The 25,627-nt window shown below is 59.7% G+C and carries 27 protein-coding genes; 15 read left to right on the top strand and 12 right to left on the bottom strand.

Going from position 1 to position 25,627, the window contains the following annotated elements:
• The first annotated feature begins 25 nt into the window (after positions 1-25).
• Positions 26-832, top strand: a complete 807-nt coding sequence (locus tag AC53L6_RS12690; RefSeq protein ID WP_299599535.1) for an adenylate/guanylate cyclase domain-containing protein — start codon at positions 26-28, stop codon at positions 830-832.
• Positions 833-880: 48 nt separating this feature from the next.
• On the opposite strand, the gene AC53L6_RS12685 is transcribed toward AC53L6_RS12690, so the two are convergent.
• Together AC53L6_RS12685 and AC53L6_RS12680 are read right to left on the bottom strand one after the other, a co-directional pair.
• A complete protein-coding gene (locus AC53L6_RS12685; protein ID WP_496908114.1) occupies positions 881-1,477 on the bottom strand; it encodes a sulfotransferase family 2 domain-containing protein in 597 nt (198 codons plus the stop codon).
• Between the two features lie 78 nt (positions 1,478-1,555).
• Positions 1,556-2,536 (bottom strand): glycosyltransferase family 2 protein, encoded by a 981-nt coding sequence (locus AC53L6_RS12680; protein ID WP_496908113.1) that lies wholly within the window; start codon positions 2,534-2,536, stop codon positions 1,556-1,558.
• A 231-nt stretch (positions 2,537-2,767) separates the two neighbouring features.
• On the opposite strand from AC53L6_RS12680, the gene sucC reads away from it, so the two are divergent.
• From sucC to AC53L6_RS12620, 12 genes are all read left to right on the top strand, one after another.
• On the top strand, positions 2,768-3,961 hold the full coding sequence (gene sucC / locus AC53L6_RS12675) for an ADP-forming succinate--CoA ligase subunit beta (RefSeq protein ID WP_299698619.1): 1,194 nt from the start codon (positions 2,768-2,770) through the stop codon (positions 3,959-3,961).
• Positions 3,962-3,966: 5 nt separating this feature from the next.
• Positions 3,967-4,677: a hypothetical protein gene (locus AC53L6_RS12670; RefSeq protein ID WP_299770163.1), complete on the top strand. Its 711-nt coding sequence runs from the start codon at positions 3,967-3,969 to the stop codon at positions 4,675-4,677.
• On the top strand, positions 4,668-5,342 hold the full coding sequence (locus AC53L6_RS12665) for a hypothetical protein (RefSeq protein ID WP_496908112.1): 675 nt from the start codon (positions 4,668-4,670) through the stop codon (positions 5,340-5,342). Before AC53L6_RS12670 ends, AC53L6_RS12665 begins: the two co-directional genes overlap by 10 nt.
• Positions 5,343-5,361: 19 nt before the next feature.
• Entirely contained in the window at positions 5,362-6,246 is an 885-nt protein-coding gene (gene sucD, locus AC53L6_RS12660; RefSeq protein ID WP_299698616.1) for a succinate--CoA ligase subunit alpha, read from the top strand.
• On the top strand, positions 6,246-6,833 hold the full coding sequence (locus tag AC53L6_RS12655) for a hypothetical protein (protein WP_299698615.1): 588 nt from the start codon (positions 6,246-6,248) through the stop codon (positions 6,831-6,833). Before sucD ends, AC53L6_RS12655 begins: the two co-directional genes overlap by 1 nt.
• Before the next feature lie 11 nt (positions 6,834-6,844).
• Positions 6,845-9,802, top strand: a complete 2,958-nt coding sequence (locus AC53L6_RS12650) for a 2-oxoglutarate dehydrogenase E1 component (RefSeq protein WP_496908111.1) — start codon at positions 6,845-6,847, stop codon at positions 9,800-9,802.
• A 4-nt stretch (positions 9,803-9,806) separates the two neighbouring features.
• Positions 9,807-11,330 (top strand): 2-oxoglutarate dehydrogenase complex dihydrolipoyllysine-residue succinyltransferase, encoded by a 1,524-nt coding sequence (odhB, locus tag AC53L6_RS12645; RefSeq protein ID WP_496908110.1) that lies wholly within the window; start codon positions 9,807-9,809, stop codon positions 11,328-11,330.
• 4 nt (positions 11,331-11,334) lie between these two features.
• Positions 11,335-11,694, top strand: a complete 360-nt coding sequence (locus AC53L6_RS12640; RefSeq protein ID WP_496908109.1) for a VOC family protein — start codon at positions 11,335-11,337, stop codon at positions 11,692-11,694.
• Positions 11,691-12,083: an MAPEG family protein gene (locus AC53L6_RS12635; protein WP_496908108.1), complete on the top strand. Its 393-nt coding sequence runs from the start codon at positions 11,691-11,693 to the stop codon at positions 12,081-12,083. The genes AC53L6_RS12640 and AC53L6_RS12635 overlap by 4 nt, the downstream gene beginning before the upstream one ends.
• A 13-nt stretch (positions 12,084-12,096) precedes the next feature.
• The gene (locus AC53L6_RS12630; RefSeq protein ID WP_496908107.1) at positions 12,097-12,507 is read left to right on the top strand and encodes an MAPEG family protein; all 411 of its coding nucleotides are present in this window, start codon (positions 12,097-12,099) and stop codon (positions 12,505-12,507) included.
• Between the two features lie 78 nt (positions 12,508-12,585).
• On the top strand, positions 12,586-13,974 hold the full coding sequence (lpdA, locus tag AC53L6_RS12625; RefSeq protein WP_496908106.1) for a dihydrolipoyl dehydrogenase: 1,389 nt from the start codon (positions 12,586-12,588) through the stop codon (positions 13,972-13,974).
• 296 nt (positions 13,975-14,270) lie between these two features.
• Positions 14,271-14,771, top strand: a complete 501-nt coding sequence (locus AC53L6_RS12620; protein ID WP_299201269.1) for a fasciclin domain-containing protein — start codon at positions 14,271-14,273, stop codon at positions 14,769-14,771.
• 64 nt (positions 14,772-14,835) lie between these two features.
• Here AC53L6_RS12620 and AC53L6_RS12615 read toward each other — a convergent pair whose 3' ends face one another.
• From AC53L6_RS12615 to AC53L6_RS12600, 4 genes are read right to left on the bottom strand one after another with little or no spacing between them, the layout of a single operon-like run.
• Positions 14,836-15,438, bottom strand: a complete 603-nt coding sequence (locus AC53L6_RS12615) for a pyridoxamine 5'-phosphate oxidase family protein (RefSeq protein ID WP_299201266.1) — start codon at positions 15,436-15,438, stop codon at positions 14,836-14,838.
• Complete coding sequence (locus tag AC53L6_RS12610; RefSeq protein WP_299599559.1) at positions 15,425-16,153, bottom strand: lysophospholipid acyltransferase family protein; 729 nt, start codon at positions 16,151-16,153, stop codon at positions 15,425-15,427. Before AC53L6_RS12610 ends, AC53L6_RS12615 begins: the two co-directional genes overlap by 14 nt.
• Positions 16,153-17,037 carry a cell division protein FtsX gene (locus AC53L6_RS12605; protein ID WP_496908105.1) on the bottom strand — a complete coding sequence of 295 codons (885 nt, stop codon included), beginning with the start codon at positions 17,035-17,037 and terminating at the stop codon, positions 16,153-16,155. Before AC53L6_RS12605 ends, AC53L6_RS12610 begins: the two co-directional genes overlap by 1 nt.
• A gap of 17 nt (positions 17,038-17,054) precedes the next feature.
• A complete protein-coding gene (locus AC53L6_RS12600; protein ID WP_496908104.1) occupies positions 17,055-17,732 on the bottom strand; it encodes a cell division ATP-binding protein FtsE in 678 nt (225 codons plus the stop codon).
• 147 nt (positions 17,733-17,879) lie between these two features.
• Here AC53L6_RS12600 and AC53L6_RS12595 point away from each other — a divergent pair, with 147 nt between their 5' ends.
• Positions 17,880-18,692 (top strand): zinc-ribbon domain-containing protein, encoded by an 813-nt coding sequence (locus tag AC53L6_RS12595; RefSeq protein ID WP_496908103.1) that lies wholly within the window; start codon positions 17,880-17,882, stop codon positions 18,690-18,692.
• Positions 18,693-18,695: 3 nt separating this feature from the next.
• On the opposite strand, the gene AC53L6_RS12590 is transcribed toward AC53L6_RS12595, so the two are convergent.
• The 5 genes from AC53L6_RS12590 to argH all read right to left on the bottom strand — a co-directional run bounded on the left by AC53L6_RS12590 (position 18,696) and on the right by argH (position 24,552).
• Positions 18,696-21,296, bottom strand: a complete 2,601-nt coding sequence (locus AC53L6_RS12590; RefSeq protein WP_496908102.1) for a TIGR02302 family protein — start codon at positions 21,294-21,296, stop codon at positions 18,696-18,698.
• A 67-nt stretch (positions 21,297-21,363) separates the two neighbouring features.
• Complete coding sequence (gene lysA / locus AC53L6_RS12585) at positions 21,364-22,629, bottom strand: diaminopimelate decarboxylase (protein ID WP_496908101.1); 1,266 nt, start codon at positions 22,627-22,629, stop codon at positions 21,364-21,366.
• Positions 22,630-22,666: 37 nt separating this feature from the next.
• Entirely contained in the window at positions 22,667-22,984 is a 318-nt protein-coding gene (locus AC53L6_RS12580; RefSeq protein WP_299599570.1) for a DUF2834 domain-containing protein, read from the bottom strand.
• Positions 22,985-22,987: 3 nt separating this feature from the next.
• Positions 22,988-23,164: a hypothetical protein gene (locus AC53L6_RS12575; protein WP_299201241.1), complete on the bottom strand. Its 177-nt coding sequence runs from the start codon at positions 23,162-23,164 to the stop codon at positions 22,988-22,990.
• The gene (gene argH / locus AC53L6_RS12570; protein ID WP_496908100.1) at positions 23,161-24,552 is read right to left on the bottom strand and encodes an argininosuccinate lyase; all 1,392 of its coding nucleotides are present in this window, start codon (positions 24,550-24,552) and stop codon (positions 23,161-23,163) included. Before argH ends, AC53L6_RS12575 begins: the two co-directional genes overlap by 4 nt.
• Before the next feature lie 25 nt (positions 24,553-24,577).
• Here argH and AC53L6_RS12565 point away from each other — a divergent pair, with 25 nt between their 5' ends.
• A complete protein-coding gene (locus AC53L6_RS12565; RefSeq protein WP_496908099.1) occupies positions 24,578-25,144 on the top strand; it encodes a TlpA disulfide reductase family protein in 567 nt (188 codons plus the stop codon).
• Here AC53L6_RS12565 and AC53L6_RS12560 read toward each other — a convergent pair.
• A complete protein-coding gene (locus AC53L6_RS12560) occupies positions 25,141-25,320 on the bottom strand; it encodes a hypothetical protein (protein ID WP_496908098.1) in 180 nt (59 codons plus the stop codon). The genes AC53L6_RS12565 and AC53L6_RS12560 overlap by 4 nt on opposite strands.
• Positions 25,321-25,627: the final 307 nt, after the last annotated feature.

Here is a 25,627-nt window from a genome sequence, read left to right as displayed (position 1 = left end):
CCCTTTTTATGTTTATATGGTTCACATGTCCCAGTCGCGCCCCATTGAACGAAAGCTGACCACCATTCTGGCGGCGGACGCGGCCAACTATTCCGGTCGGATGAGCCGGGATGAGGAAGGTACAGTGCAGGCGTTGCGCGCGACGCGCGATGTCATGGACAGCGCGATTGCAGAATGCGGCGGTCGCATCGCCAACACCTCGGGCGATGGCCTGATCGTTGACTTTCCATCCGTTGTCGGCGCTGTGAAATGCGCGGTAGACGTACAACGCACGCTGAATGCACGGGCCGATCTACTGCCATTTCGGCTGGGCATTCATCTGGATGATGTGATCATCGAAGGGGCTGACCTGCTGGGTGATGGCGTGAACCTGGCCGCGCGCTTGCAAGAGATGGCGGATGTGGGCGGCATCCTGATCTCGCAACAGGTGTACGATCATGCACATGGCAAACTGGGAAAGGTTGAGTTGCGCCCGCTTGGACCCGCGACCCCCAAACATCTCGCGGAAGAAGTTGGTGTGTATGCGGTCGTCGCAGACGGCGTCACCGCCCCACGACACCTTGATAACCTTGGTCCCAAGATTGACCGCGCAACGGCTTTTGCCCCGGCGGCGGACGACACGTCATCAGATACGGAAACGCCAGCCCACCGAAAGTTCAAGAAAGACCGAAATCGCATTCTTGGGGCACTGGGCGCCATCATCGTGGTGGATATATATGCAAGTTTGCCGTTTCTTGTGACCGCCATTCCGGAGGGCGCTCTGGTATACATCCTTTATACCAAGTGGCGTGCCCATAAGACCCTTCCCACGACGGACACGGCGGCCTCCTGAGCTATCAGTTTGGCGATGCCGGGTATGTTGGCAACCTGTCAAAACCCGCTATGCTGACGAGATCTGATCCAGCAACGCGATATCCTGCGCATAAAATTCACGGATCAAGTCCGCAACTTCCTTGGAGGGTTCGACCTGCGGACCAGAGGATCTGTTATGCCATTTGCGCGGCAGGGCCGCATGACCACCTATCTCGTCGATCCAGTCGAACACCGGATCCAGCCCATCTTCATAGCGAAACAGCTTGAGGCCGTCCGAGACGAATTCCGATTGCGGGCGAATATGATTGTCCAGAACATAGGGATTGCTCTCATATCGCTGCAACATACGGATCGCCCATATGTCAAACTCAGGCAAGGGTCTGTCTGACTGGCGACGCATCGCCCTGTATCTATACTCGCTGATCATACGCGCCACGGGATCCCGCAAGATGGTGAAACCGTGTTGATAGAAGCCACGAGGGATCATGCGTGTGTGCAATTCTGCATGGATATGCTGTGGCGAGCATTTTGACCACTGCATGGTTCCAGGCGTCCAAAGGGCGATGTTTCCAACCTTTGAAAGATAGCGGTCGACACTTGCTCCTCCGGTCTTGGGGATGTGCACAAAAAAGATCAGTGTTTTATCAAGGCGGACAAGCGGCATATTTCGAACTCAAAATCTCTCGACACTCTATGGCAAGCGCTATTGTTATCGGGCTGCCGACACAACCATGACAAATCCCTATTCTTCAAACAGTTCGCGCAGCCAGGGAGTGCGGCGGAGCAATTCAGTATCGAACGCGTCGGGGTCGAGGTTGGGGCAATCTGCGCCCAAAACGCCTTTGGGCTTGAATGGAACCTCGCGCAGCAAACCAAAGGCGTTCAATTTCAAACGTCGCTCGTCCGTCAGTGAAAACATGCACCGATGAGCCTGTCGCATACTGTCCATCGTGTCCGAACGTTCCATCATCCATCTGATTTGAGCCGCGCGGTGTGGCTGCAACACCTTCGCCTGCACCTCTGGGGACGTCTGGCGGTAGCGCAACGCTTTCATCATCCAGTGAAGTGGCGTCACACCATCAAAGTGCAATAGGCGCGCCGTCTCCGAAACACGTTTGGCCGCCCGTCTCTGCTGCCCGCCCGATCCGGTGCGTGTCGCGTTGTGCACCCCAAGGCGCAAACCGGCCCGCACACATACGCCGCTTTTGCCTGCGCCATGCGAATACTGTCCACGTTTCATGAGCGACGCAAAAGACCCAAACACGGCGTAGGCCTGGTCCGACGTCAGATCCGATGACGCGCGAAATGCGCCGTCGAACAGGGACTGCTGCTGCCCCTTCGGAAAGACCCTTTCGAACACAGGCAAATTCAATTCGGTGCTGGGATCGTCATGGTCTGAGAGTTCGGCCCGCAGATCGCCACTTTGCCAGATGAATTCATCGGCATCGATATGAAACAGCCAATCCAGATCGCAATGGCTCTGCGCCCAGTTGGCATTGATTGTTTGGCGCCGCATCTGCGACGGCGGCCGGCCATTTTTGGGCTTGGCTTCATTCCAATAGCGATCGTCACACAGATGAACCGAGCAATTTGGGATCGCCCCAAGCGTATCTTTTGACGGATCGTTCGGGTCGTCGAGGAACACGAAAACGGTCTCGGCACCTGTTGCGAGGTGCCACCGCACATTGGTTTCGACCAAGGCCAACGGTTCGCTTGCTGTCATTACCACGCCCCAGCACACGCCATTTTCCTCTGGTTTTATAGGAAATTGCGTCGCCATGGGGGTTGATTCCCTTTCTCACCCAGATTTGTGATCACACGATTTAATGCAGTGATCACAAATGTCCGATTTTCGCGCACAAAACCGCCACTGCGACATATTTTCCGTTTACGCGCTGTTCAGTGTTGGTCGTATAGGCCCAACGTTGACGTATCTATACGGGATCAAACCGCCATGAACATCCATGAATACCAGGCCAAGGCCCTTTTGCGCAGCTACGGAGCGCCCGTTTCGGACGGTCGTGTCGTTCTGAGGGCAGAAGAGGCGAAGACGGCAGCGGGCGCCCTTGATGGGCCGATGTGGGTGGTCAAGGCACAGATCCACGCCGGTGGCCGCGGCAAGGGCAAGTTCAAGGAAGCGGATGCAGGCGACAAAGGCGGCGTACGTCTGACCAAATCGGTCGAAGAAGCTGCCGAAGAAGCCAAGAAGATGCTGGGACGGACGCTGGTTACCCATCAAACAGGACCGGCCGGCAAACAGGTCAATCGCATCTACATCGAAGACGGCTCGGGTATCGAAACTGAACTCTACCTCGCCCTGCTGGTGGATCGCCAAACCAGCCGCATCAGCTTTGTCTGCTCGACCGAGGGCGGCATGGACATCGAAGAAGTTGCCGCTGCGACCCCTGAAAAAATTCTGAGCTTCTCGGTCGATCCGGCAACAGGGTATCAAGCCTATCATGGCCGCCGCATCGCCTTTGCGTTGGGTCTGGAAGGCAAGCAGATCAAGCAATGCGTGGGCCTGATGGGCCTGCTCTACAAAGCCTTCGAAGAGAAGGATATGGAGATGCTCGAGATCAACCCACTGATCGTGACCGACAGCGGTGATTTGAAAGTGCTCGACGCCAAAGTGTCCTTTGATGGCAACGCCATCTATCGCCACACAGACATCAATGAACTGCGCGATGAGACCGAGGAAGACCCCAAGGAACTCGCCGCTTCCAAATACGACCTGAATTACATCGCGCTGGATGGCGAGATCGGGTGCATGGTGAACGGCGCGGGCCTGGCCATGGCGACGATGGATATCATCAAGCTCTACGGCGCCGAGCCTGCCAACTTCCTCGACGTAGGCGGTGGCGCGACCAAGGAGAAGGTGACCGAAGCCTTCAAAATCATCACCTCAGACCCGAACGTCAAAGGTATCCTTGTCAACATCTTCGGGGGCATCATGCGTTGTGACGTGATTGCCGAGGGTGTTGTCGCCGCCGTGAAAGAGGTGGGCCTGCAAGTCCCGCTGGTTGTGCGCCTCGAAGGCACCAACGTGCAGCAGGGCAAGGACATCATCAACAACTCTGGTCTTGATGTGATCGCGGCCGACGACCTGAAAGACGGTGCCCAGAAAATCGTGAAAGCGGTCAAGGGCTGACGCCGATGGTGCGCGCGGGAGTAGTTGTCGCAGCCTTTTTGGCAGTTGCCGCATGCAGCAGCGAAAGACGGCCAGACATTCCGGTCCAGCAGAGCTTGCCGCCTGTTGGGTTGGCCTCGACAGCTGTATGGCTGGAGCAACGGGAAGGCAGCGCGCCGCGTGCGCGCGCTGCACGCGACATCCCAACGTCAGAAATCCGATCGGTCGTGTCCGGCGGCAATGCACCTGTCGCGACTCCCGCTGCGCAACCTGCAGTGCCCAACCGCTCGAAACCAGCCGGAAACATAGCGTTGGCCGCGCAGGCCTTTGCAGATACCTGTGTCGCATCGCTGCCCAGCATGGCTGGCGTCGAAAAGCGCTTCGATCAGGTGAGCCGACGCGATTTCGGGGTTGCCCCGGACGAGGCGGGACGAAACTACTTTCTCTCAGGTCAGCGGCGTGGTGACATTTTCATGAGTGTCGCCCTGGGCGCCGGACGATCCAATATCTTCCAATGCAACATTTCTGTCCGCCGGCAGGACCAAGCCACGACTGCGCAAGCACTGGTGAACACTGTCACGGCGGCGGGCTATGCTCTGACGCCGGTCGCGGCCACGGGAAATGCACAACAGGAATGGGCGATATCCGGTGCACCGGCCGGGACACGATTGAAGATGGTGACGCGCACAAACGTTCTGGGTCAAAAACTCACCGGAGTCTGGATTGTATGGCGCTAGTCGCACGTCATATCCTTGGCGCCTTGTCTCTGTGCGGTCTGGCCATGCCAGCGACCGCCGGAACACATCCGGCCATCGACGCATTTGTATCGTACTGTTTCAAAGCAGGTCAGACAGTCGAGCGTGCTCGCGTGAACATGGAAAGCCTCGCGGGCGCCCCGCTACCATTCGATCTGACCTTCTGGGACAAGTCACTTGAGCCTGCCCCCGGAACACCTGATCACGCCGAACGCCGCTGCGCCGTGGAGTTCCAAGGCAACCATGCAGCAGATGCCGTGGCCGCCGTTCAGGCCAAGATGGCTGAACAGCCGGTCTTTGGCACGCCCATCTCCCTGCCCGCACCATACACTACGGAACCCGGCACAGCGTATCTCGAAGGTCGGGCGCTGTTGCGCGGGCGTATTGCCGTGGTCCATGTCGGAACGCGCCAAGGCAAGACGTTCATCGCTGTCGACCGGCTTCCGGAAGAGGTGGAGATATCCGATGCGCGCCGTAAACACCCAAACGGGTGGTTGCCGCATCGCCAAAAGCTGCTGCGCGCCTACTTCGAAGCCGCCCGCCCCCTCTTCACCCTTTCCGCGACCGCGCACGGCACCGCCAGGCGCGACGTTGTTCCCGTCACTCAAACTACTCTCTCGCCGCAGACCCAGTCCGTCTGCGCTTGACAAACCAAGGAAGCGCTTCATGGCCGTACTCATCGATGAAAACACCAAAGTGATCTGCCAGGGCCTGACCGGCTCGCAAGGTACGTTCCACACCGAACAGGCCATCGCTTATGGCACCAAGATGGTGGGCGGCGTGACACCCGGCAAAGGTGGTCAGACACATCTGGACCTGCCTGTCTTCAACTCGGTGCACGAGGCAATGGACGTGACTGAGGCGAATGCCTCTGTCATCTACGTGCCGCCGCCCTTCGCCGCCGACTCTATCCTTGAAGCCATCGACGCCGAGATGCCCCTGATCGTGTGCATCACCGAAGGCATTCCGGTTCTGGACATGATGAAGGTGCAGCGCGCGTTGGAAGGGTCAGCTAGTCGCCTGATTGGCCCCAACTGCCCCGGTGTCATCACGCCGGATGCGTGCAAGATCGGCATCATGCCTGGCCACATTCACAAGCGCGGGAGCGTGGGTGTCGTGAGCCGCTCGGGCACCCTAACCTATGAGGCTGTGAAACAGACGACGGATATGGGCCTGGGCCAGTCAAGCGCCGTAGGCATCGGCGGCGACCCGATCAAGGGGACGGAGCATATCGACGTGCTGGAAATGTTCCTGGCCGACGATGAAACCGAAAGCATCATCATGATCGGTGAGATCGGTGGCTCTGCAGAAGAAGACGCAGCACAGTTCCTCGCTGACGAAAAGAAGAAAGGCCGCTGGAAACCAACCGCCGGCTTCATCGCAGGCCGCACCGCCCCTCCCGGGCGCCGCATGGGCCATGCGGGTGCCATCGTCGCGGGCGGCAAAGGCGGTGCCGAGGACAAGATCGAAGCCATGCGCGCCGCAGGCATCGTGGTGGCCGACAGCCCCGCGACGCTGGGCGAGGCCGTGATGGAGGCGATTAAGGGATAATGCTACGGCTGCTTCTTGTATCTTTCGCAGTTTTGATTGCACCACATTCCGCATCAGCGAATGTGGTGCTCAAGGCCGCGACTTTCGCGATGCTCGAGCGCTGTCAGGCAGACATTTCCGGACCGGCGGAACTGATACAGCAGGGTGTTTCGGATGACTGGACGCGGGTGCCATCCAAAGGCAAGATCACTGAACGCTTCTACGCCTTAGAAGTGGAAGGCATAGACATCGCCAATCAAGACGACATTGTCCGCAATCCCACCGAGTTCTCAGGAATCGAGCTGTTTCAGACTCGTCTCATGCTGATCCTTGAACGCGGAAACGATGCCGTGGCATTTGTTTCTTCCGCGCTGCCACCGGACACGTTCACCTGTAGTTTCACAACGACATTTGTCATTCCTTTCGCGGAACTTGAAGATCAGTTTACGCAATTTGCAACTCGTCGAACACAAAGTGCGGAAAAGAAACTCGCATTCACGGGAAAAGGTGATCAGTACTTTTCGATCGCCATGATGCCTGACCAATCCGCCAAAGCGGTGTCGGGTGCGAAACTCAGTATCGCAGCGACTGCAGAACTTCGGGAGTAAGGATACTCACAATGACCGACCAATCCCCCAACGACCAGTTCCATGCCTCCTCCTTCATGCAGGGGCACAATGCGGAATACCTCGAACAGATGTACGCCCGCTACGCCAATGACCCCGGTGCAGTGGACGAAAGCTGGCAGGCGTTCTTCAAGGCGATGGGCGATGACGAGGTGTCCGTCAAACGCGAAGCTGAGGGGCCGTCCTGGGCGCGCGCAGATTGGCCTCCGGTTCCGGGCGATGATCTGACCCAGGCCCTGACGGGTGAGTGGGCCGCCCCGGCTGAGGTCAAAGGCGCAGGCGACAAGATCAAGGCGAAGGCTGCGGAAAAGGGCGTTGAAGTCAGTGATGACCAGATCAAACGCGCCGTGCTCGACTCTATCCGCGCGCTAATGATCATCCGCGCCTACCGCATCCGGGGGCACCTTGTGGCCGACCTCGACCCGCTGGGCATGCGTGATCAGACCCCGCACCCCGAGCTGGACCCAAAATCCTACGGCTTCACAGAGGCCGACATGGACCGCCCCATCTTCATCGACAACGTGCTGGGCCTGCAGGTCGCCACTATGCGCGAAATCGTCGCCATCGTGAAACGCACCTATTGCGGCACCTTTGCCCTGCAATACATGCACATCTCGGACCCCGAGGAGGCCAGCTGGCTCAAGGAGCGGATCGAGGGGTTCGGCAAGGAAATCCAGTTCACCCGTGAGGGGCGCAAGGCGATCCTGAACAAGATGGTCGAGGCCGAGGGCTTTGAGAAATTCCTGCACGTCAAGTACATGGGCACCAAACGCTTCGGTCTGGATGGCGGCGAAAGCCTGATCCCCGCGATGGAGCAGATCATCAAGCGCGGCGGTGCGCTGGGAGTCAAGGACATCGTGATCGGGATGCCCCACCGCGGGCGCCTGTCGGTATTGGCAAACGTGATGGCCAAACCCTACAAGGCGATCTTCAACGAATTCCAGGGCGGCAGCTTCAAACCGGAGGACGTGGACGGGTCCGGCGATGTGAAGTACCACCTTGGCGCTTCTTCCGACCGTGAGTTTGACGGCAATACGGTCCACCTGTCACTCACAGCAAACCCCTCGCACCTCGAAGCCGTGAACCCGGTGGTGCTGGGCAAAGCGCGCGCCAAACAGGACCAGAACAATGACCACGAACGCACCAGCGTCATGCCGATCTTGCTGCATGGTGATGCGGCGTTTGCCGGTCAGGGTGTTGTGGCTGAATGCTTCGCCCTTTCGGGCCTACGGGGCCACAAGACCGGTGGCACCATGCATATCGTGGTCAACAACCAGATCGGGTTCACAACCGCGCCACACTTCTCGCGCTCCTCCCCCTATCCCACCGACAACGCGTTGGTGGTCGAGGCACCCATCTTCCACGTAAACGGGGATGATCCAGAGGCTGTGGTCCACGCCGCCAAGGTGGCCACAGAGTTCCGTCAGAAGTTCCGCAAGGACGTTGTGATCGACATCTTCTGCTATCGCCGCTTCGGCCACAACGAGGGCGACGAGCCAATGTTCACCAACCCGGTGATGTACAAGCGGATCAAGAAGCACAAAACGACGCTCACGCTATATACCGAACGCCTGGTCCGTGATGGCCTGATCCCCGAGGGCGAGATCGAGGATATGAAAGCCGCCTTCCAGGCCCAGATGAATGACGAGTTCGAGGCGGGCAAGGACTACAAACCGAACAAGGCCGATTGGCTGGACGGCAAGTGGTCTCACCTCGACAAGAATAAGGAAGACTACCAGCGCGGCAAGACGGCCATCGCGCCGGAAACCCTGGCCGATGTGGGCAAGGCCCTGACATCCACGCCAGACGGCTTCCCGATGCACAAGACCGTGGGCCGTCTGATCGAGGCCAAGAGGAAGATGTTCGACAGCGGCGAAGGCTTTGACTGGGCCACGGGTGAGGCGCTGGCATTCGGCTCGCTTCTGACCGAAGGCTTCCCGGTGCGCCTCGCCGGTCAGGACTCGACCCGCGGCACGTTCAGCCAACGGCACTCAGGTTACGTGAACCAGGAGACCGAAGAGCGGTACTACCCTCTCAACCAGATCCGGGCGGGCCAGGCGCAGTATGAAGTGATCGACTCCATGTTGTCGGAATACGCGGTGTTGGGTTTCGAATATGGCTACTCGATGGCCGAACCAAACGCACTGACGCTGTGGGAGGCCCAGTTCGGCGACTTTGCCAACGGCGCGCAGATCATGTTCGACCAGTTCATCAGCTCGGGCGAAAGCAAATGGCTGCGCATGTCCGGCCTGACCGTTCTGCTGCCGCACGGGTTCGAGGGGCAAGGGCCGGAGCACTCCTCTGCCCGCCTTGAACGCTTCTTGCAGATGTGCGGTCAAGACAATTGGATCATCGCCAACTGCACGACGCCCGCCAACTACTTCCATATCCTGCGTCGCCAGATTCACCGTGACTTCCGCAAGCCGCTGATCCTGATGACACCCAAATCGCTGCTGCGTCACAAGCTGGCTGTCAGCAAGGCCGACGAGTTCACAACCGGCTCGTCCTTTCACCGTGTGCTGTGGGACGATGCTGAGCACGGAAATTCCGACACCAAGCTGGCCAAAGATGACAAGATCAAGCGCGTCGTCATGTGTTCGGGCAAGGTTTACTACGACCTGCTGGAAGAACGTGACGCCCGCGGCATTGACGACATTTATCTGATGCGGATTGAACAGTTCTACCCATTCCCGGCGATCTCTCTGGTCAAGGAACTGGAGCGGTTCAAAGGGGCCGAAATGGTCTGGTGCCAGGAAGAGCCCAAGAACCAGGGCGGCTGGACATTCATCGAACCCAATATCGAATGGGTCCTGACCCGCATCAAGGCCAAGCACCAGCGCCCCGCTTACGTGGGCCGCGCCACCTCTGCCAGCCCTGCTACAGGTCTGGCCAGCCAGCACAAAGCCCAACAAGCCGCGCTCGTGAACGAAGCGCTGACCATCGAAGGATAACACCATGACCACCGAAGTCCGCGTGCCCACCCTGGGTGAAAGCGTCACCGAAGCCACCGTCGCCACATGGTTCAAGAAACCCGGCGACAGTGTTGAGGTGGACGAGATGCTGTGCGAGTTGGAAACCGACAAGGTTACGGTTGAGGTGCCCAGCCCTGTGGCGGGAACGCTGGCTGACATCGTGGCGGCGGAGGGCGAAACCGTTGGCGTGGACGCCCTGCTCGCCAACATCGCCGAAGGTGGGGCAGCGGCAGCATCCAGCGACGCGCCCAAGGCTGCTCCAAAGGCCGAAGCGCCCGCCGCTGCTCCCGCCAAGAGCGGAGACAGTGTTGACGTCATGGTGCCCACATTGGGTGAAAGCGTGACCGAAGCAACCGTATCCACATGGTTCAAAGCTGTGGGCGACAGTGTCGCCCAAGACGAAATGCTCTGTGAGCTGGAAACCGACAAGGTCAGCGTCGAAGTGCCTGCCCCCGCCGCCGGTGTCCTTGCCGAAATCACGGCGCCCGAAGGGACCACCGTAGACGCATCGGCCAAATTGGCCGTGATCTCATCCTCTGGCGCAGCCGCCGCGCCTGTCGCAGCCTCCCCCGAGGCCGCACCGGCTGCTGTCCCCGCGGGGACAGGCCGCTCGGATGTCGAAAATGCGCCGTCAGCTCAGAAAGCGATGGCCGAGGCCGGGATCAGTGGCGACCAAGTCACCGGAACGGGTCGCGATGGCCGTGTGATGAAAGAGGATGTGGCCAAGGCCGTTGCAGCTGCGGCTACCGCACCTGCCCCATCGGCCCCCGTAGGCGCGCCCCGTGCGCCAGTCGCAGCAGATGATGCCGCACGCGAGGAACGGGTCAAGATGACCCGCCTGCGCCAGACCATCGCCAAACGCCTGAAGGACAGTCAGAACACCGCCGCCATGCTCACCACCTATAACGAGGTCGACATGACCGAGGTGATGGCCCTGCGGAACGAGTACAAAGACCTGTTCCTGAAGAAACATGGCGTCAAGCTGGGCTTCATGTCTTTCTTCACCAAGGCGTGCTGCCACGCGCTGAAAGAAGTGCCCGAGGTCAATGCCGAGATTGACGGCACCGACATCGTTTACAAGAATTTCGTGCACATGGGCATCGCCGCGGGCACGCCCACAGGCCTTGTGGTGCCAGTGATCCGCGAAGCCGACAGCTTGTCCTTTGCCGACATCGAAAAGCAGATCGCCGAGAAAGGTGCGCGCGCGCGCGATGGCAAACTGTCGATGGCGGAGATGCAGGGCGGCACGTTCACCATTTCGAACGGCGGCGTTTATGGCTCGCTCATGTCCTCACCTATCCTGAACCCGCCGCAATCCGGCATCCTTGGCATGCACAAAATCCAGGATCGTCCCATGGCGATTGGCGGTCAGGTCGTGATCCGGCCGATGATGTACCTCGCCCTTAGCTACGACCACCGGATCGTAGACGGAAAAGGGGCGGTGACGTTCCTCGTGCGGGTGAAAGAAGCACTGGAGGATCCGCGGCGTCTGTTGATGGATTTGTAAGCATATGGCCTTGCAACTTGCACTTGTGAAAATTCCGGTAGCTGACTTGGCCGCATCTTTGCGGTTCTATGAAACGCTGTTGGAGTGCAAGGCAAGTTTTGTCGCAGAACAATTCGGGTGGGCGCAATTCGACCACCCGGAACCAGGTCTGGCGCTGTATGTATCTGGCGCAGGAGGCGGCCATCGAACGCTCGGCGGATCAGTAGACTTTCATCTTGCGACGGCCGACATTGACGCTCTTCAAGATCGAATTGCGCCGGTTGCCAGTGTGGCAGCTGTCCACGAGAATGCCGATGGGTCCCGTAGCCTCGAAGTTGAAGACCCAGATCGAAACATCCTCAAGATAATGGCGACCACCCAATGACCCCAGAACTCACCTACCTCACCTACGCCGTCATCCTGCTGATCGCCCACGCAATCCTGCAGGCCACATTCTCTGACCTGTCCAAAGGTATCGGCTGGGCACTCGGCCCCCAGGACGACCACCGCGATCAAAACCAGATCGCGGGGCGCATCCAGCGTGCGCTCAAGAACTATCTCGAAACCCTGCCCGCCTTCATCGCGCTTGCGCTGATGCTCAAGGTCACTGACCTGGGCACGGCGACCAGTGCCACAGGTGCAGCTCTATGGTTCTGGGCACGCGTTGCCTACATCCCAGCCTATGCCTCTGGTATACCCATGGTCCGCTCTATCGCGTGGTTCGCCTCGCTTGGCGGGCTGGTGCTGATGCTGTTGCCACTTCTGGGGGCCTGATCGGACACGCGTGATGACACCCGAACTCACCGCCCTTGCCCTCGCGGCCCTTCTGCAAGTGCTGCAATTCGCACTCATGGCCGTGCCCACGAACATCGAATTGCCGCAAGGCAAGACACTGTCCCCGCGGGACCGCAATCGTTTGGGCGGCGACATTCAGGATCAGGTGTCCGACAGAACGGCCCGCCTGATCCGGGCTTGGGAAAACCACTTCGAAAGCCTCGCGCTTTTCACCATAGCCGTCATGGTGGTGTCGCTCGCAGACGCCAATACTGGCTTTACTGCCGCTTGCGCCTGGACCTATCTTGCTGCCCGCATCCTCTATATCCCCGCCTACTACTTCGGCCTGACCCCATGGCGGTCGCTAATCTGGTTCGTGGGCTTCCTCTCCGCACCCTTCATGTTAATCGCGGCGCTCTTGTGATCTTCTTCTGACTGAAAATACCACGGGGGTCCGGGGGCAGCGCCACCGGTCCGACGCCAAAGCAAAAGGACCAAACCCATGGCTTCTTACGACGTAATCATCATCGGCTCCGGCCCCGGCGGCTATGTCTGCGCCATCCGCTGCGCGCAGCTCGGCCTGAAAACCGCCTGCGTCGAGGGGCGCGAGACATTGGGCGGCACTTGCCTGAACGTCGGCTGTATCCCTTCGAAAGCGCTGCTGCACGCCAGCCACATGCTGCACGAGGCTGAGCACAATTTCGGCGCCATGGGCCTCAAGGGTAAATCGCCATCCGTCGATTGGAAGCAGATGCTGCAATACAAGACCGACACGATCGGTCAGAACACCAAGGGTGTCGAATTCCTGTTCAAAAAGAACAAGGTCGACTGGCTCAAGGGTTGGGGCAGTATTCCCGAAACAGGCAAGGTCAAAGTCGGAGATGAGGTCCACGAGGCCAAGAGCATCATCATTGCCACCGGATCCGATGTCGCCACACTGCCAGGCGTCGAGATCGACGAAAAGGTTGTCGTCAGCTCCACCGGGGCGTTGGAACTGGGCAAGATCCCGAAGAAGATGGTGGTGATCGGCGCTGGCGTAATCGGGCTGGAGCTTGGCTCGGTCTACAAGCGCCTGGGGTCCGAAGTACAAGTTATCGAATTCCTCGACGCCGTCACACCCGGCATGGATGCCGAGGTGCAGCGCCAGTTCCAGAAAATCATGACCAAACAGGGTCTGGGCTTCACCATGGGCGCTGCCGTTCAAAAGGTCGACGTCGCCAAGAACAAGGCCAAGGTGCACTACAAACTTCGCAAGGACGACAGCGAACACGAAGTCGACGCAGACGTCGTTCTGGTCGCTACAGGCCGCAAGCCCTACACTGACGGGCTGGGTTTGGATGCGCTGGGGATCAAGATGACCGACCGCGGCCAGATCGCCGTTGACGCGCACTGGCAGACCAACATCCCCGGCATCTACGCCATCGGTGACGTGATCGAGGGACCAATGCTCGCCCACAAGGCCGAGGATGAAGGCATGGCCGCCGCCGATCAAGTGGCAGGCAAGCATGGCCACGTGAACTACGGCGTGATCCCTGGCGTGATTTACACGCACCCCGAGGTGGCCAACGTCGGTGCGACCGAAGAAATGCTGAAAGCCGAAGGGCGTAAGTACAAGGCGGGCAAGTTCAGCTTCATGGGCAACGGTCGGGCCAAAGCAAACTTTGCCGCAGACGGGTTCGTCAAGATCCTCGCCGACGCCGAAACCGACCGCATCCTTGGGGCGCACATCATCGGCCCGAGCGCAGGCGACCTGATCCACGAGGTCTGCGTGGCGATGGAATTCGGCGCCTCAGCAGAAGACTTGGCGCTGACCTGCCACGCGCACCCCACCTACTCCGAGGCGGTGCGCGAGGCGGCACTGGCCTGCGGCCTTGGGGCGATTCATAGCTAGTCACACCGCACAATGCTAACGAGAAGGTCGGTTCCAAAAGAGCCGGCCTTTTTTGCTTCTTGGAGGCGAGCCGGGCCAGAGCACAGCGCCACCTGTCCATAGATAACGTGAACTGGCCTCAAACTGGCGACCATCCGCCACCGAACGGTTTCGCCCTCGGAGCAAATCCGCCGCATGGCGCGTTCACGCCTATTTATAGGGATGCCCGTCATTTCCTTTTTGGCAAACCACGCTCTTTGATAGGCTAGCCCGTCGGGGTTGATTGATTAAATGCCAAACGACAAGAGGACATCATCATGGATCGTCGCAGCACTTTGAAACTAATCGGGGGCGGCGCTGCCCTGTTGACACTGGCCGCATGCGCGCAACCGCAAGACCCGGACATCGTAGATATCGCGGCTGGCGATCCGAACTTCTCAACCCTCGTCGCCGCAATTCAGGCGGCCGGACTGGTCGATACGCTGAAGGGGCCCGGTCCCTTCACCGTCTTCGCCCCTACAAATGACGCATTCGCCGCGCTGCCCGCTGGCACCGTCGACAATTTGCTCTTGCCCGAAAACAAAGACCAACTGGTCAATATCCTGACGTACCATGTTGTACCGGGCCAGATCACGGCAGGTGACGTGCTGGGCACGCGCCAGAATGTGACAACAGTTCAGGGCGGTACACTCGATGTGAACGGGATCGTCGGGAAGTTCGGGTCAGGCGTGAAAGTGAATGATGCCAATGTTATTCAGCCGGACATCTTTGCGTCGAATGGCGTAATCCACGCCATCGACGCAGTGCTGCTGCCATAACACAGTTCCGAGCAGAGCCGGAAACTGACCCAGTTTCCGGTCCGTTTTCTATTCCAGAAAACGGCTACCACATGGTCCGGGCTGCACGCTCGGGCCATGCCGCATCATAGGATGCGCCACCTTCATCGCCCTCGGACACTTCGGCCAGGATTTCGCCCGGTGTCGGCAGGCTCTTTGCATCGTCGCGCAACCACAGACCTGACCGGATCAGTGCCCGCGCGCATTGGGTGTAGACCTCTCCCACGCGAATCACGATCACCGTTGCCGGATGCCTCCCCTTCTGCTCGAACTGCTGTCTCAGCCCCTCATCCGCTGTTAGCCGAGCCTCACCATTTACCCGCACGACGGTATTCGACCCCGGCACCATGAACATCAGTGACACACGCCCGTCCTCGACGATGTTGCGCAAGCTGTCGAGCCGCTGGTTCCCACGCCAATCCGGCAGCGCCAGTGTTTTTGGGTCAAGCTGCAGCACGACGGGCCCATCATCACCGCGCGGGCTGCCGTCGGTTCCATCCGGACCAACAGTCGTCAGCACCACAAAGCGTGATGCAGCGATCCACTCGGCGTAAAGCGGGGTCAGATGGTCGGCCACCTTACGCAACGACGGTTGCCCCGGCGTGCCGTACAGGGCTTCCAACGCAGGAATGTCTTCAATGAACTCCATTGGGCTCAAACCCTCCTTCGCGCATCAGCGCGTCTGACCGTGCCTCGACCGTTTCCTCCAGCTCAGTCATAAACGCATCGCGCGTCATACCTTCTGGCAACACAGGCAGAAACTCCACGATCGCAGTGCCGGGCTTGCGCAAGATACCCTTGCGCGGCCAGAACACCCCAACATTTGTCGCAACGGGTACACATGGCTGTCCAAGCTGCTCATACAGAACGGCGGTTCCAACCTTGTAGGCGGCCTTGACCCCTGGTGCCACGCGCGTGCCCTGCGAATAAATGATCAATTGCCCAGGATTGGCACGTCCGGCTTCCACGTCCCGCACCATCTTGGCGATGGCCGCTCCCCGTTTCCCGCGGGCCACTGGAACGCACCCCAACCGTTTTGCATAAATGCCAATGATCGGCGCATAGAGCAGCTCGCGCTTCATTATGAACTTGGCTGCGGGTAAGGCATGAAAGATCAGCATGATGTCCAGAAAGGACTGGTGCTTGGCTGCGATAAGCACCTCGCCCTGTGGGACCTCGCCGCGGACTTCACCCTTGATGCCCACCATCCAGCCCATGGTCCAGAACACCCACTTGCAATAGGTCTTGCAGGCCGTATAGGCCCCATTGCGACTGAAGATGGCATAGGGGGCGAACACGATGCCAAGAACGAGCATGGCGACGTAAATCTGGCCCACGAACAGGGCGGAACGGATCATCTGCATTACGTGAGGGTCCTTAGGGCGCGGCTGGCCGCATAGGCCGTGGCGAACAATGCCACTGCCGCGCAAACGAGGGGCAAAAAGACGGGCACCAACCATCCCGCGCCAGTAAAACCAAGCCCTGTCAGAAAGCCGGGGCTATCTCCGCCCGAAGGCATGAGCCATACGGCGATCACACCGATGATGGCCCCCACAGCAGAGCCAACGAGGGCCCGCAGCGTAAAGCGCCTGACAAAGGCATTCGCGATATAGCTGTCTGTCGCCCCCACGAGCCGGAGCACGGCAATGACCTGCGCATTGGCAGCCAGTGCAGCGTTTGCAGCCAATGTCACCATGGCAGCGACAGTCCCAACAATGAGCAAAGCCACAGTCCACCCCAGTAGGCGCATCCGCTGTGCTGCGGACACAAGTGGTTCGCGCCAGCGGCCATGATCATCCAGCACGGCCCCGGGAACCTCCGCCGCCAGACGCAAGCGCAGACCCGTGGCGTCGAACCCCTGATCTGTCGCTTCAATCTCGATCAGCCGGGGGACGGGCAGTGTATCCAACGGCAGCTCCTGCCCAAACCACGGGGCCAGCAAGGCTTGCTGTTCTTCGTCCGTCAGGGCACGCGCGTCTGCGATGCCCGGTGTTGTAGACAGCACCTGCAAAGCGGCGGCGGTCTGGATCGCCCGTTGATCTTCCGGTGCCACGATACGAATGGTCGCCGTGCGCGCCAGTTCCTCTCCCCATCGGTCGGCCAACCGGCCCGACGCCAGTGACAAGGCAAGCGCAAAAACCGCCAGAAAGGCCATCGCACCCGACACGAATAGGGTCAGTTGCGCTGTAAAGCCCGTGGGCGGAACAACCCGGTCCGCATGTCGATCACCCACCAGAAGAGCGCGCAAGGTGTTCCGGCCAAAAGTCACAGGTCTGCCCCCGCAAGCTGCACCCGGCGGTTCGAGATGCGCAAGACGCGCGCCTGTACCTGTGCCTTGGCGGCGCGGATCAGGGAGAGGTCATGAGTGGCCAGCAAGACTGTTTTGCCCATCCTGTTCAACTCGACCAGTAGGGTCAGCAAGCGCTGTGACATCTCCCAATCGACGTTGCCGGTGGGTTCGTCCGCCAGCACAACGTCGGGCGACATGATGACAGCACGGGCCAGTGCCGCACGTTGGCGTTCGCCCCCTGACAGCTCTGGCGGCATCGCGTCAGCCCGGTGGGTCAATCCAACCCAAGCCATAAGCTCGGTCAGATCACCGTTTGCCGCTTCAGCTTGTCGCCCCGACACTGTCAAAGGCAGGGCGACGTTGTCGGACACGTTCAAATGATCCAGAAACTGAACATCCTGATGCACCACCCCGACCTTGCGCCGGATCGTCGCGACGTCATCACGTTCCAGGCTGCGTACATCACGCTCAAACAAGCGCACATGTCCGGCCGTGGGTAGCAACGCCCCATAACACAGCTTGAGAAGAGTGGTCTTGCCCGCGCCAGACGGGCCCGTCAGAAAATGAAAAGACCCAGGGGCCAGCTTGACCGATATATCGGACAGCAGTTCACCCCCACCATAGCTGTAGGCTACATTTTCCAGCTCGATCACGCGTGCCCTCGCCCCTTTGGCACCTGTTGTGCCTCAGCACCATGCCGGATTCAATCTGAATGCTCCGACAGTGGTGGTCGCACTTATGTCTTTTCTGAACAATTCCTACAACATATGGTAACACGTAAAACCGAGGCAGGACCCAAAATGCGGCTGATATGTCCCAATTGCGATGCCCAATACGAGGTTGTCGATGACGTGATCCCCTCCGAGGGGCGCGATGTGCAGTGTTCTAACTGCGGCCAGACCTGGTTTCAGCATCATCCCGACCACGCCCCTCAGGAGCCGGAGGAGGCGGAAGCACCTGCGGATCTGAGCCCGCCGGATGATGAACCGGTCGAGGACGAAGAACGCGCTGACACGCCCGAGCCCCAGCGGCGCGAACTGGATTCTTCGGTTGCCGACATTCTGCGCCAGGAAGCAGAGATCGAAGCACAAGCCAGGGCCACCGATGCCGAGGGCCTTGAAAGTCAACCTGACCTTGGTCTCGACAGCGCTGAGACGGATTCAGATCGCCGTGCCCGAGAAGCGCGCGAGCGAATGGCACGGATGCGTGGCGAGGAGGCTGCACCGGAACAAGTTTCGGAAGCGGCGGTGACAGCGGCCGCTATCGGGTCCCGCCGTGACCTGTTGCCGGATATAGAGGAAATCAACTCGACTCTTCGATCGACCGGTGACCGCCAGACTGCGCCTACGGCAGATACCGCAACCGATCCGGCAGAAGTGGCGCCGCGCAAGTCCAGTTTCCGTCGTGGTTTTACGCTAATGATCCTGCTCGCGGTGATCCTTGGCGCGATCTATGTCTTTGCGCCGGATATCGCGCGGGCGGTTCCCCAAGCCGATCCGTTTCTCAGTGCCTATGTGGCACAGGTCGACAGCGCACGGGTTTGGCTGGATGGGCAAGTTGAAGCGGGTTTGACATGGCTCGACAACCTGTCCGCACCGGCAGAGGAAGGCTAAGCCTTAAAACCGATCCAATAGACGCTTGAGGTAGTCAAGTTCCACGTCAGGACGTTCGCCATCGCCCGAGCGGCGGCGAATTTCGTCCAGCAGATCGCGGGCGCGGCGGTACACGTCTTCGCCCTGAAGCAGCCCTTCCTCGGTACCTACAGAACCATTTGCCCCCGGATCACGGCCAAGGGGATCACGCGCTTCGGCCCGGCGATCACTTTCGCTAGTGCCCTGACCCTGCTGCGCGTTCTGTTGTTCCTGCTGCATCGCTTCGCCCAACGCGCGCATGCCTTCGCGCAGCGCCTCCATGGCCTGCGACTGATTGTCGATGGCCTCTGCGAAATCCCGTTGGCGCAAGGCCTCTTCCGCACCGTCCATGGCGCGGCCTGCGCGATCCAACGCATCGCGCGCATCATCGCCCTCGGGCGTGCCCGCGCCTGGCAGGCTACCCTGTTGGCGGCGCAACTCGTCCCGCAACGCCTGCTGGCGGTCGGCAAGAGATCCCTCGGATTGCCCCTCAGCCTGCTCATTGCCTTCTCCGCCGCCCTCATCGGTGCCCTGCTCGCCCTGGCCTTCGCCGCCCTGACTGTGCTGGTTGCCCCGGCCCCGACCGCCATCACGGCCTTCGTTGCCCTGACTTTCACCAGTTTGCGCATTGGGATTGAACTGCTCTTGCAGATCGCGGAACGCCTGATCGCTCAGGCCTTGCTGTTCACGCAAGGTCTCGGCCAACCCTTCCATGGCCTGTTCTCCCGGGCTCTGGCCTTCGCCGCCTTGCCCTTGGGTGACCTGCATATTCTCAAGCATCTCCTGCAACTCGCGCAGGGCCTGTTCGGCCTCGGCCATGCGGCCTTGCTCCATCAGCTCCTGAATGCGATCCATCATGCGCTGGATATCGTCCTGCGTCATCTGCATCTGGTTCTGGGGCTGGTTGCGCGGGTTCTCGTCATTCTCTTGGCGATCAAGTTCTGCCTGACGGGACAGTTGCTGCATGTAATCATCGGTCGCCCGACGCAGCTCCTGCATCAACTCCTCGATCTCGGCTTGGCTGGCACCATCGCGCATTGCTTGCTCCAACCGTTCGCGAGCACGACGCAAACGCTCCAACGCGTCGGACAGGTCCCCTTCCTCAATCCCGAGGGCAAGGTCCCACATATCGCGCGCAACATCTTCCTGTTGCTCATCGGTCAGGCCATAGCTGGCCAGCGTTTCAAGCCGTGTGATGACACGGCGCAGGCGCAACTGATCCACTTCGCGGCGGAAAACGTCGTCCGGACGGTGGGCCACAGCGCGCAAAATCTGCGCAACACGGGCGCTATTGTCTTTCGACCACAACAGATCGCGGCGTTGCTCAATGATGGAGGCAGCCATCGGGTCAAAGAACCGTCGTCCAGGCAGGATCATCTGGAACGGTTCGGTTTCCGACTGCTGTTCCGCGGCATCAAGTGCAGTCATAATGACCGTCACAGGCAGGTTCGCCCATGGATGTTCCGAGAAATCCTCGACCAACGCTTCCTCAAACTCAGTCCGCTCGCCCGTGAACGGCATCGGCAAGGCAACTGTAATTTCGGGCCGCGACTCCGGCGCAATGCTCAGACCATGGCGGCGGTCCACCTCATCCAGATCAAGGAAAAAGCGGGCCTCACCCGCCTCTACCCCATAATCGTCAGATGCGCCAAAGGGGAGAGTCATCTCGCCCAGCGCCGTCGCCTCCGGGGCGTCCAGAACAGCGATAGCTGGAGGGACGTCAGGCAAAACGGTTACGGCCCATGTTCGGCCCCCAGGCCCGTTGATCGCAATCTCGCCTGATTGGACAACGGTAAAGTCTTGCTCCGGGTCCGATGCGGGGGGCACTTCGCCGATGCGGCCCGACACAGTTTCCGCAATGGTCAGCGCGCCGACCTCGCCGTACAGGCGCAAGGTGATCAGCGACCCCGCAGGGACTTCAAGCGGCCCCTCTGCAATGTCATTCAGATAGATGGTTGGGCGTCCGGTGTAGCGCGGGCTTTCAGCCCAACCTTCCCACACCGGGCCCGTTGCCAACCCGTTGCCTGCGCCCGGTGTCATGTCGGTCACCGATCCAACCCGCCAGATAGAGCCAAAGATCAGCGCCACGGCAAAGATTAGCACCGCAACATAGCGCAGGGCATAGGGATCGCGGCGGGCGATGCGCAGATCGGCAGGGACGGGTTGCGCAGCGGCAGCACGCTCGGCCATGCGTGCTTGGTGCGCGCGCCACACCGCCGTCGACGCGGCATCGTCGTCCCCAATGGCCTGTTCATCCATCAGCGCCTGAATAGGGCGGCCTGGCAGCGTTTCGTCCAATCTGACCAGTGCCGCCTCGCGCGTCGGGATACGGAACCGGCGCAGGGCGTAGATCAATGCACCGATGCTTGCCAACGCCGCGACGACACCAAGGAACCAGACCAGTTCGACCATGACAGTGTCGTGGAGGCCCAGCATAAGCATCGCCAAGCACCCCAGCACCACGGTTGCCAGCGGCCACGTGGCTTGCCAGAACGCCTCGGCAAACATACCCGCCCGCGTTAGCGCAAGCGGCCAGCGCAACGCCTTCAGACCATGCCGAACGTCATGCCTGGAAAAACTCGCCATTCATCGCGTCCCTTGCCGGTGTCGCGGCGCACCATAGCGCCCAAAGCCTCAAGAGGCCCTGCACAGGTCAGAGCCACTCAGGGATGGTATCGCGATTTATCATTTCGTCAAAGGTCGGGCGTGCGCGGATCACCGCGTATTGATCACCATTGACCAAAACTTCGGGGATCAGCGGCCGCGTATTGTATTCACTGCTCATAACCGCGCCATAGGCGCCGGCCGACCGAAAAGCGACAAGGTCTCCGGCCGCAAGGGGCGGCATCATGCGCTGTTTGGCAAACGTATCCCCGGATTCGCAAACCGGCCCCACGATGTCATAGGGGGCCTGTTCCGTGCCCGGAGCAGGCTCGATCACGGGAACGATGTCGTGATGGGCCTCGTACATCGCCGGACGGATCAGGTCGTTCATTGCTCCATCCAGGATCAGGAAATCCCGCCCCTCGCCTGATTTGACATAGATGACTTCGGATACCATCAACCCCGCGTTGCCCGCGATCAGGCGCCCGGGTTCGATCTCGACCTCGCAGCCCAGATGCCCAACAGTTCGCTTGATCAGCGCGCCATAATCGGTGGGCAGCGGCGGTGCTTCGTTCGAACGGGCGTAGGGAATGCCCAGACCGCCACCCAGATCGAGGCGGCGAATGTCATGCCCATCCTCGCGCAGCTGCACAGTCAACTCGGCCACCTTCTGATAGGCCAGCTCGAACGGAGTCAGATCAGTCAGCTGACTGCCGATATGCACGTCGATACCTATAACGTCGAGGTGGTCCATCGCGCCCGCCATGGCATAAACCTCGCGTGCGCGGGCAATTGGGATGCCGAACTTGTTCTCGGACTTGCCCGTTGCGATCTTGGCGTGGGTCTTGGCATCTACGTCCGGGTTCACCCGGATGGTGATGGGGGCGATGACACCGACCTCGCCCGCGACGCGGTTCAGCACCTCCATCTCGGGTTCAGATTCCACGTTGAACTGGCGAATGCCGCCGATCAGGGCCTTGCGAATCTCGTCGGCCGTCTTTCCCACGCCAGAAAACACGATCTTGTCGCCCGGCACACCTGCGGCCCTGGCCCGTGCATATTCACCGCCCGACACCACGTCCATGCCAGCACCCGCCTGCGCAAGGGTCTTGAGGATCGCCTGATTACTGGCCGCCTTCATCGCATAGCAGACAAGATGGTCCATCCCCTCCAGCGCATCATCAAAAAGTTTGAAGTGACGCAGCAAGGTGGCCGTAGAGTAGACATAGAACGGCGTGCCCACGGAAGCGGCTATGTCGGCCACCGGGACATCTTCGGCGTGCAACACGCCATGGCGATACAGAAAATGATCCATGACACGCGCCTTTATCGGGCAAGCTGGCCGGGATCAATCAGGTGACGGGGCGGGACCGTAAAAACAGGTACAAAGGCAGGCCACAACTGACACCGATGCAAAATGTTGCAGGAATGGCGACAAGCGCGATCCAGTTCCGGCGCACCGCCACTTCCGAGATGATCCAAATGGTTAGGGCAAGAGCCGCAATGGTCAGGTCCCAGACCAGACCGCTGGTGGCAGCGTTCACATGCCACGCATCGACCATCGCCATCAAATCCCAGCTGTTAGCCTGAAACCAGCTAACGAAATAGTACATCGGATGGATGGCCCCCCAAATGGCAAGGCCAAGGTAGATCATGCGAATGGGGGCCATGGATCAGAAAAGACTCACGCCGACGGACAGGGGTCCTCTGCTGACGCCCACAGTGCCACCTGCGTGCACGCCGCCGGATCCCACACCGATGTTTACGCCCGCATGCGGTTGCACCGGCTCACCATCAGCACCGCAGGCTGCAAGGGCCAGCAGGGACAGGACACAAAGAACGCGGATCATGCGATCACCTCTCTCCATCGGGCGACCTGCGCACGGACCTGCACCGGCGCAGTGCCTCCGTAACTTGTACGCGAAGCAACGGAGTTTTTCACGGTCAAAACAGTGAAAACATCGTCAGTGATGCTTTCATGCGCGGTTTTCATCTGCTTCAGGGTCAGATCAGGCAGGTCACACCCCTCAGCCTCGGCCAGCGCCACAAGGCTGCCGGTGATGTGATGCGCATCGCGGAATGGCAGACCCAGAACGCGCACCAGCCAGTCGGCCAGATCGGTCGCGGTTGAGAAACCGGAACCCGCCGCAGCAGCCAGACTGTCGCGATTCGCGGTCATGTCACGCACCATCCCATCCATAGCGGCCAGCGCCAACATCCAGTTGTCGGCTGCGTCGAACACCTGTTCCTTGTCCTCTTGCATATCTTTGGAATAAGTCAGCGGCAGGCCCTTCATCACCATCATCAGCGCCGTGTGTGCGCCATAGATACGGCCCACCTTGGCCCGGATCAGTTCGGCAGCATCGGGGTTCTTCTTCTGCGGCATGATCGACGATCCGGTCGAAAATCTGTCTGACAAGGTGACAAACCGGAATTGAGCCGAAGACCAGATTACCAATTCTTCCGCAAAACGGGACAGGTGTACGGCACAGATGCTGGCCGCACCCAGGAACTCCAGCGCAAAATCACGATCACTCACGGCATCCAAAGAGTTTGCGGCAGGCCGGTCAAAACCCAGCGCCTCCGCCGTCATCTGTCGATCAATCGGGAAAGACGTCCCCGCAAGCGCCGCCGCCCCCAAGGGGCTTTCGTTCATCCGGTCGCGCGCATCGCGCACGCGGGACAGGTCACGGCCAAACATCTCGACATAGGCCATCATGTGATGGCCCCATGTGACCGGCTGCGCTGTTTGCAAATGGGTGAAACCGGGCATAACCCAGTCGGCGCCCGCCTCTGCCTGATCCAGAAGGGCAGCGATCAGCGACAACAAAGCACCCTCCGCCGCGTCAAACTGTTCCCGCACCCACAATTTGAAATCGGTGGCAACCTGATCATTCCGGCTACGCCCCGTGTGCAAACGCCCCGCAGGCTCTCCGATCACCTCTTTCAGCCGCGCCTCGACATTCATGTGAATGTCTTCCAGAGCTGTCGAAAACTGAAACGTGCCTGCGTCAATTTCTGACAAGACCGTGAGCAGCCCTTCCCGGATCGCCTCCACGTCCTTATCACTCAGGATGCCGGTGGCGCCCAACATGGCGGCATGGGCGCGCGAACCCGCGATGTCCTGGGACGCCATGCGCTGGTCAAATCCGATCGAGGCATTGATTGCCTCCATGATCGCATCTGGCCCTGCCGCAAAACGGCCTCCCCACATTGCATTCGCGGATTTGTCGGTCATCTGGTCGCCCACCTAAGGAAGAGACATGAAAAAAAATGTTGTCGCAGCCCTCTACATGGCCCTGAGCCTTGGTGCAATTCCCGCGCTCGCCGACACGGATGCCGCCGCAGCCCTACGGGACGGCGACATGAAAAAACTGATCTTCCACGGCACACCCGAAGCAGTGTCGATGCAATCCTTCGATCTGGCCGATGGCGAAGGTGAGGGTTCGCTCGCCGACTATGAAGGCAAGCATATCCTGGTGAACTTCTGGGCCACATGGTGCGCGCCCTGTCGGCACGAAATGCCCATGCTATCAGAATTGCAAGCCGAATTCGGTGGCGACGACTTCGAGGTGGTGACCATCGCGACAGGCCGCAACAACCCGGCCGCCATTGTGAAATTCCTTGAAGAAATCAACGCAACCAACCTGCCCCGTCATCAAGACCCGAAACAGAAGCTGGCCGCGCAAATGGGCATCTTTGGCCTGCCAATCACCGTTCTGATCGACCCCAAAGGGCGCGAAATCGCCCGCCTGCGCGGCGATGCCGACTGGTCATCGGACAGCGCCAAGGCGATCATAGCAACATTGATCGAGCGCGAAGACAGCTAACTGCCATTCATTGGCTGAATGCGACGTAACCGGGGTGTGATGAGTTCGACCAGCTCCGGGTCCATAAACCCAAAGCGGTCGGGGACATTCAAGAGACGCACATACACATCGCGTAAATTGGCACCAATCCTCTCTTGCAAGAGCCGCTTCTGCCGCTGTTGCATGACGATCACCATGTCGGCCCATTAAGGTGTTCCTTAGACACCTGTTCGTCGGCATCTCTGCTCAACCCGGCAAAGTCTGCTTCGAACCCTGGCCAGGCCGCGACAACATCAGCGGCTATGGGGCTAAGCATCCGGGTTTTTCCGCAGAGAAACAACACGCGATACATGTCACGCGGATAACGTACTATCGTCTTCAAACGCCACTGGCCTTTGATGCGATAAGCCGCAGCTCGCAAGCGATACTTATTTTTTTAATATTTATTAACAATAACATACGTTTACACATGGCTCACCGTCCCTGCGTTCCATAAACAAACCT

Source organism: Tateyamaria sp. LSS28, assembly GCF_059611725.1.
The sequence above is the reverse complement of the archived record's forward strand: the minus strand, read 5'-3'. Positions and strand labels throughout refer to the sequence as shown.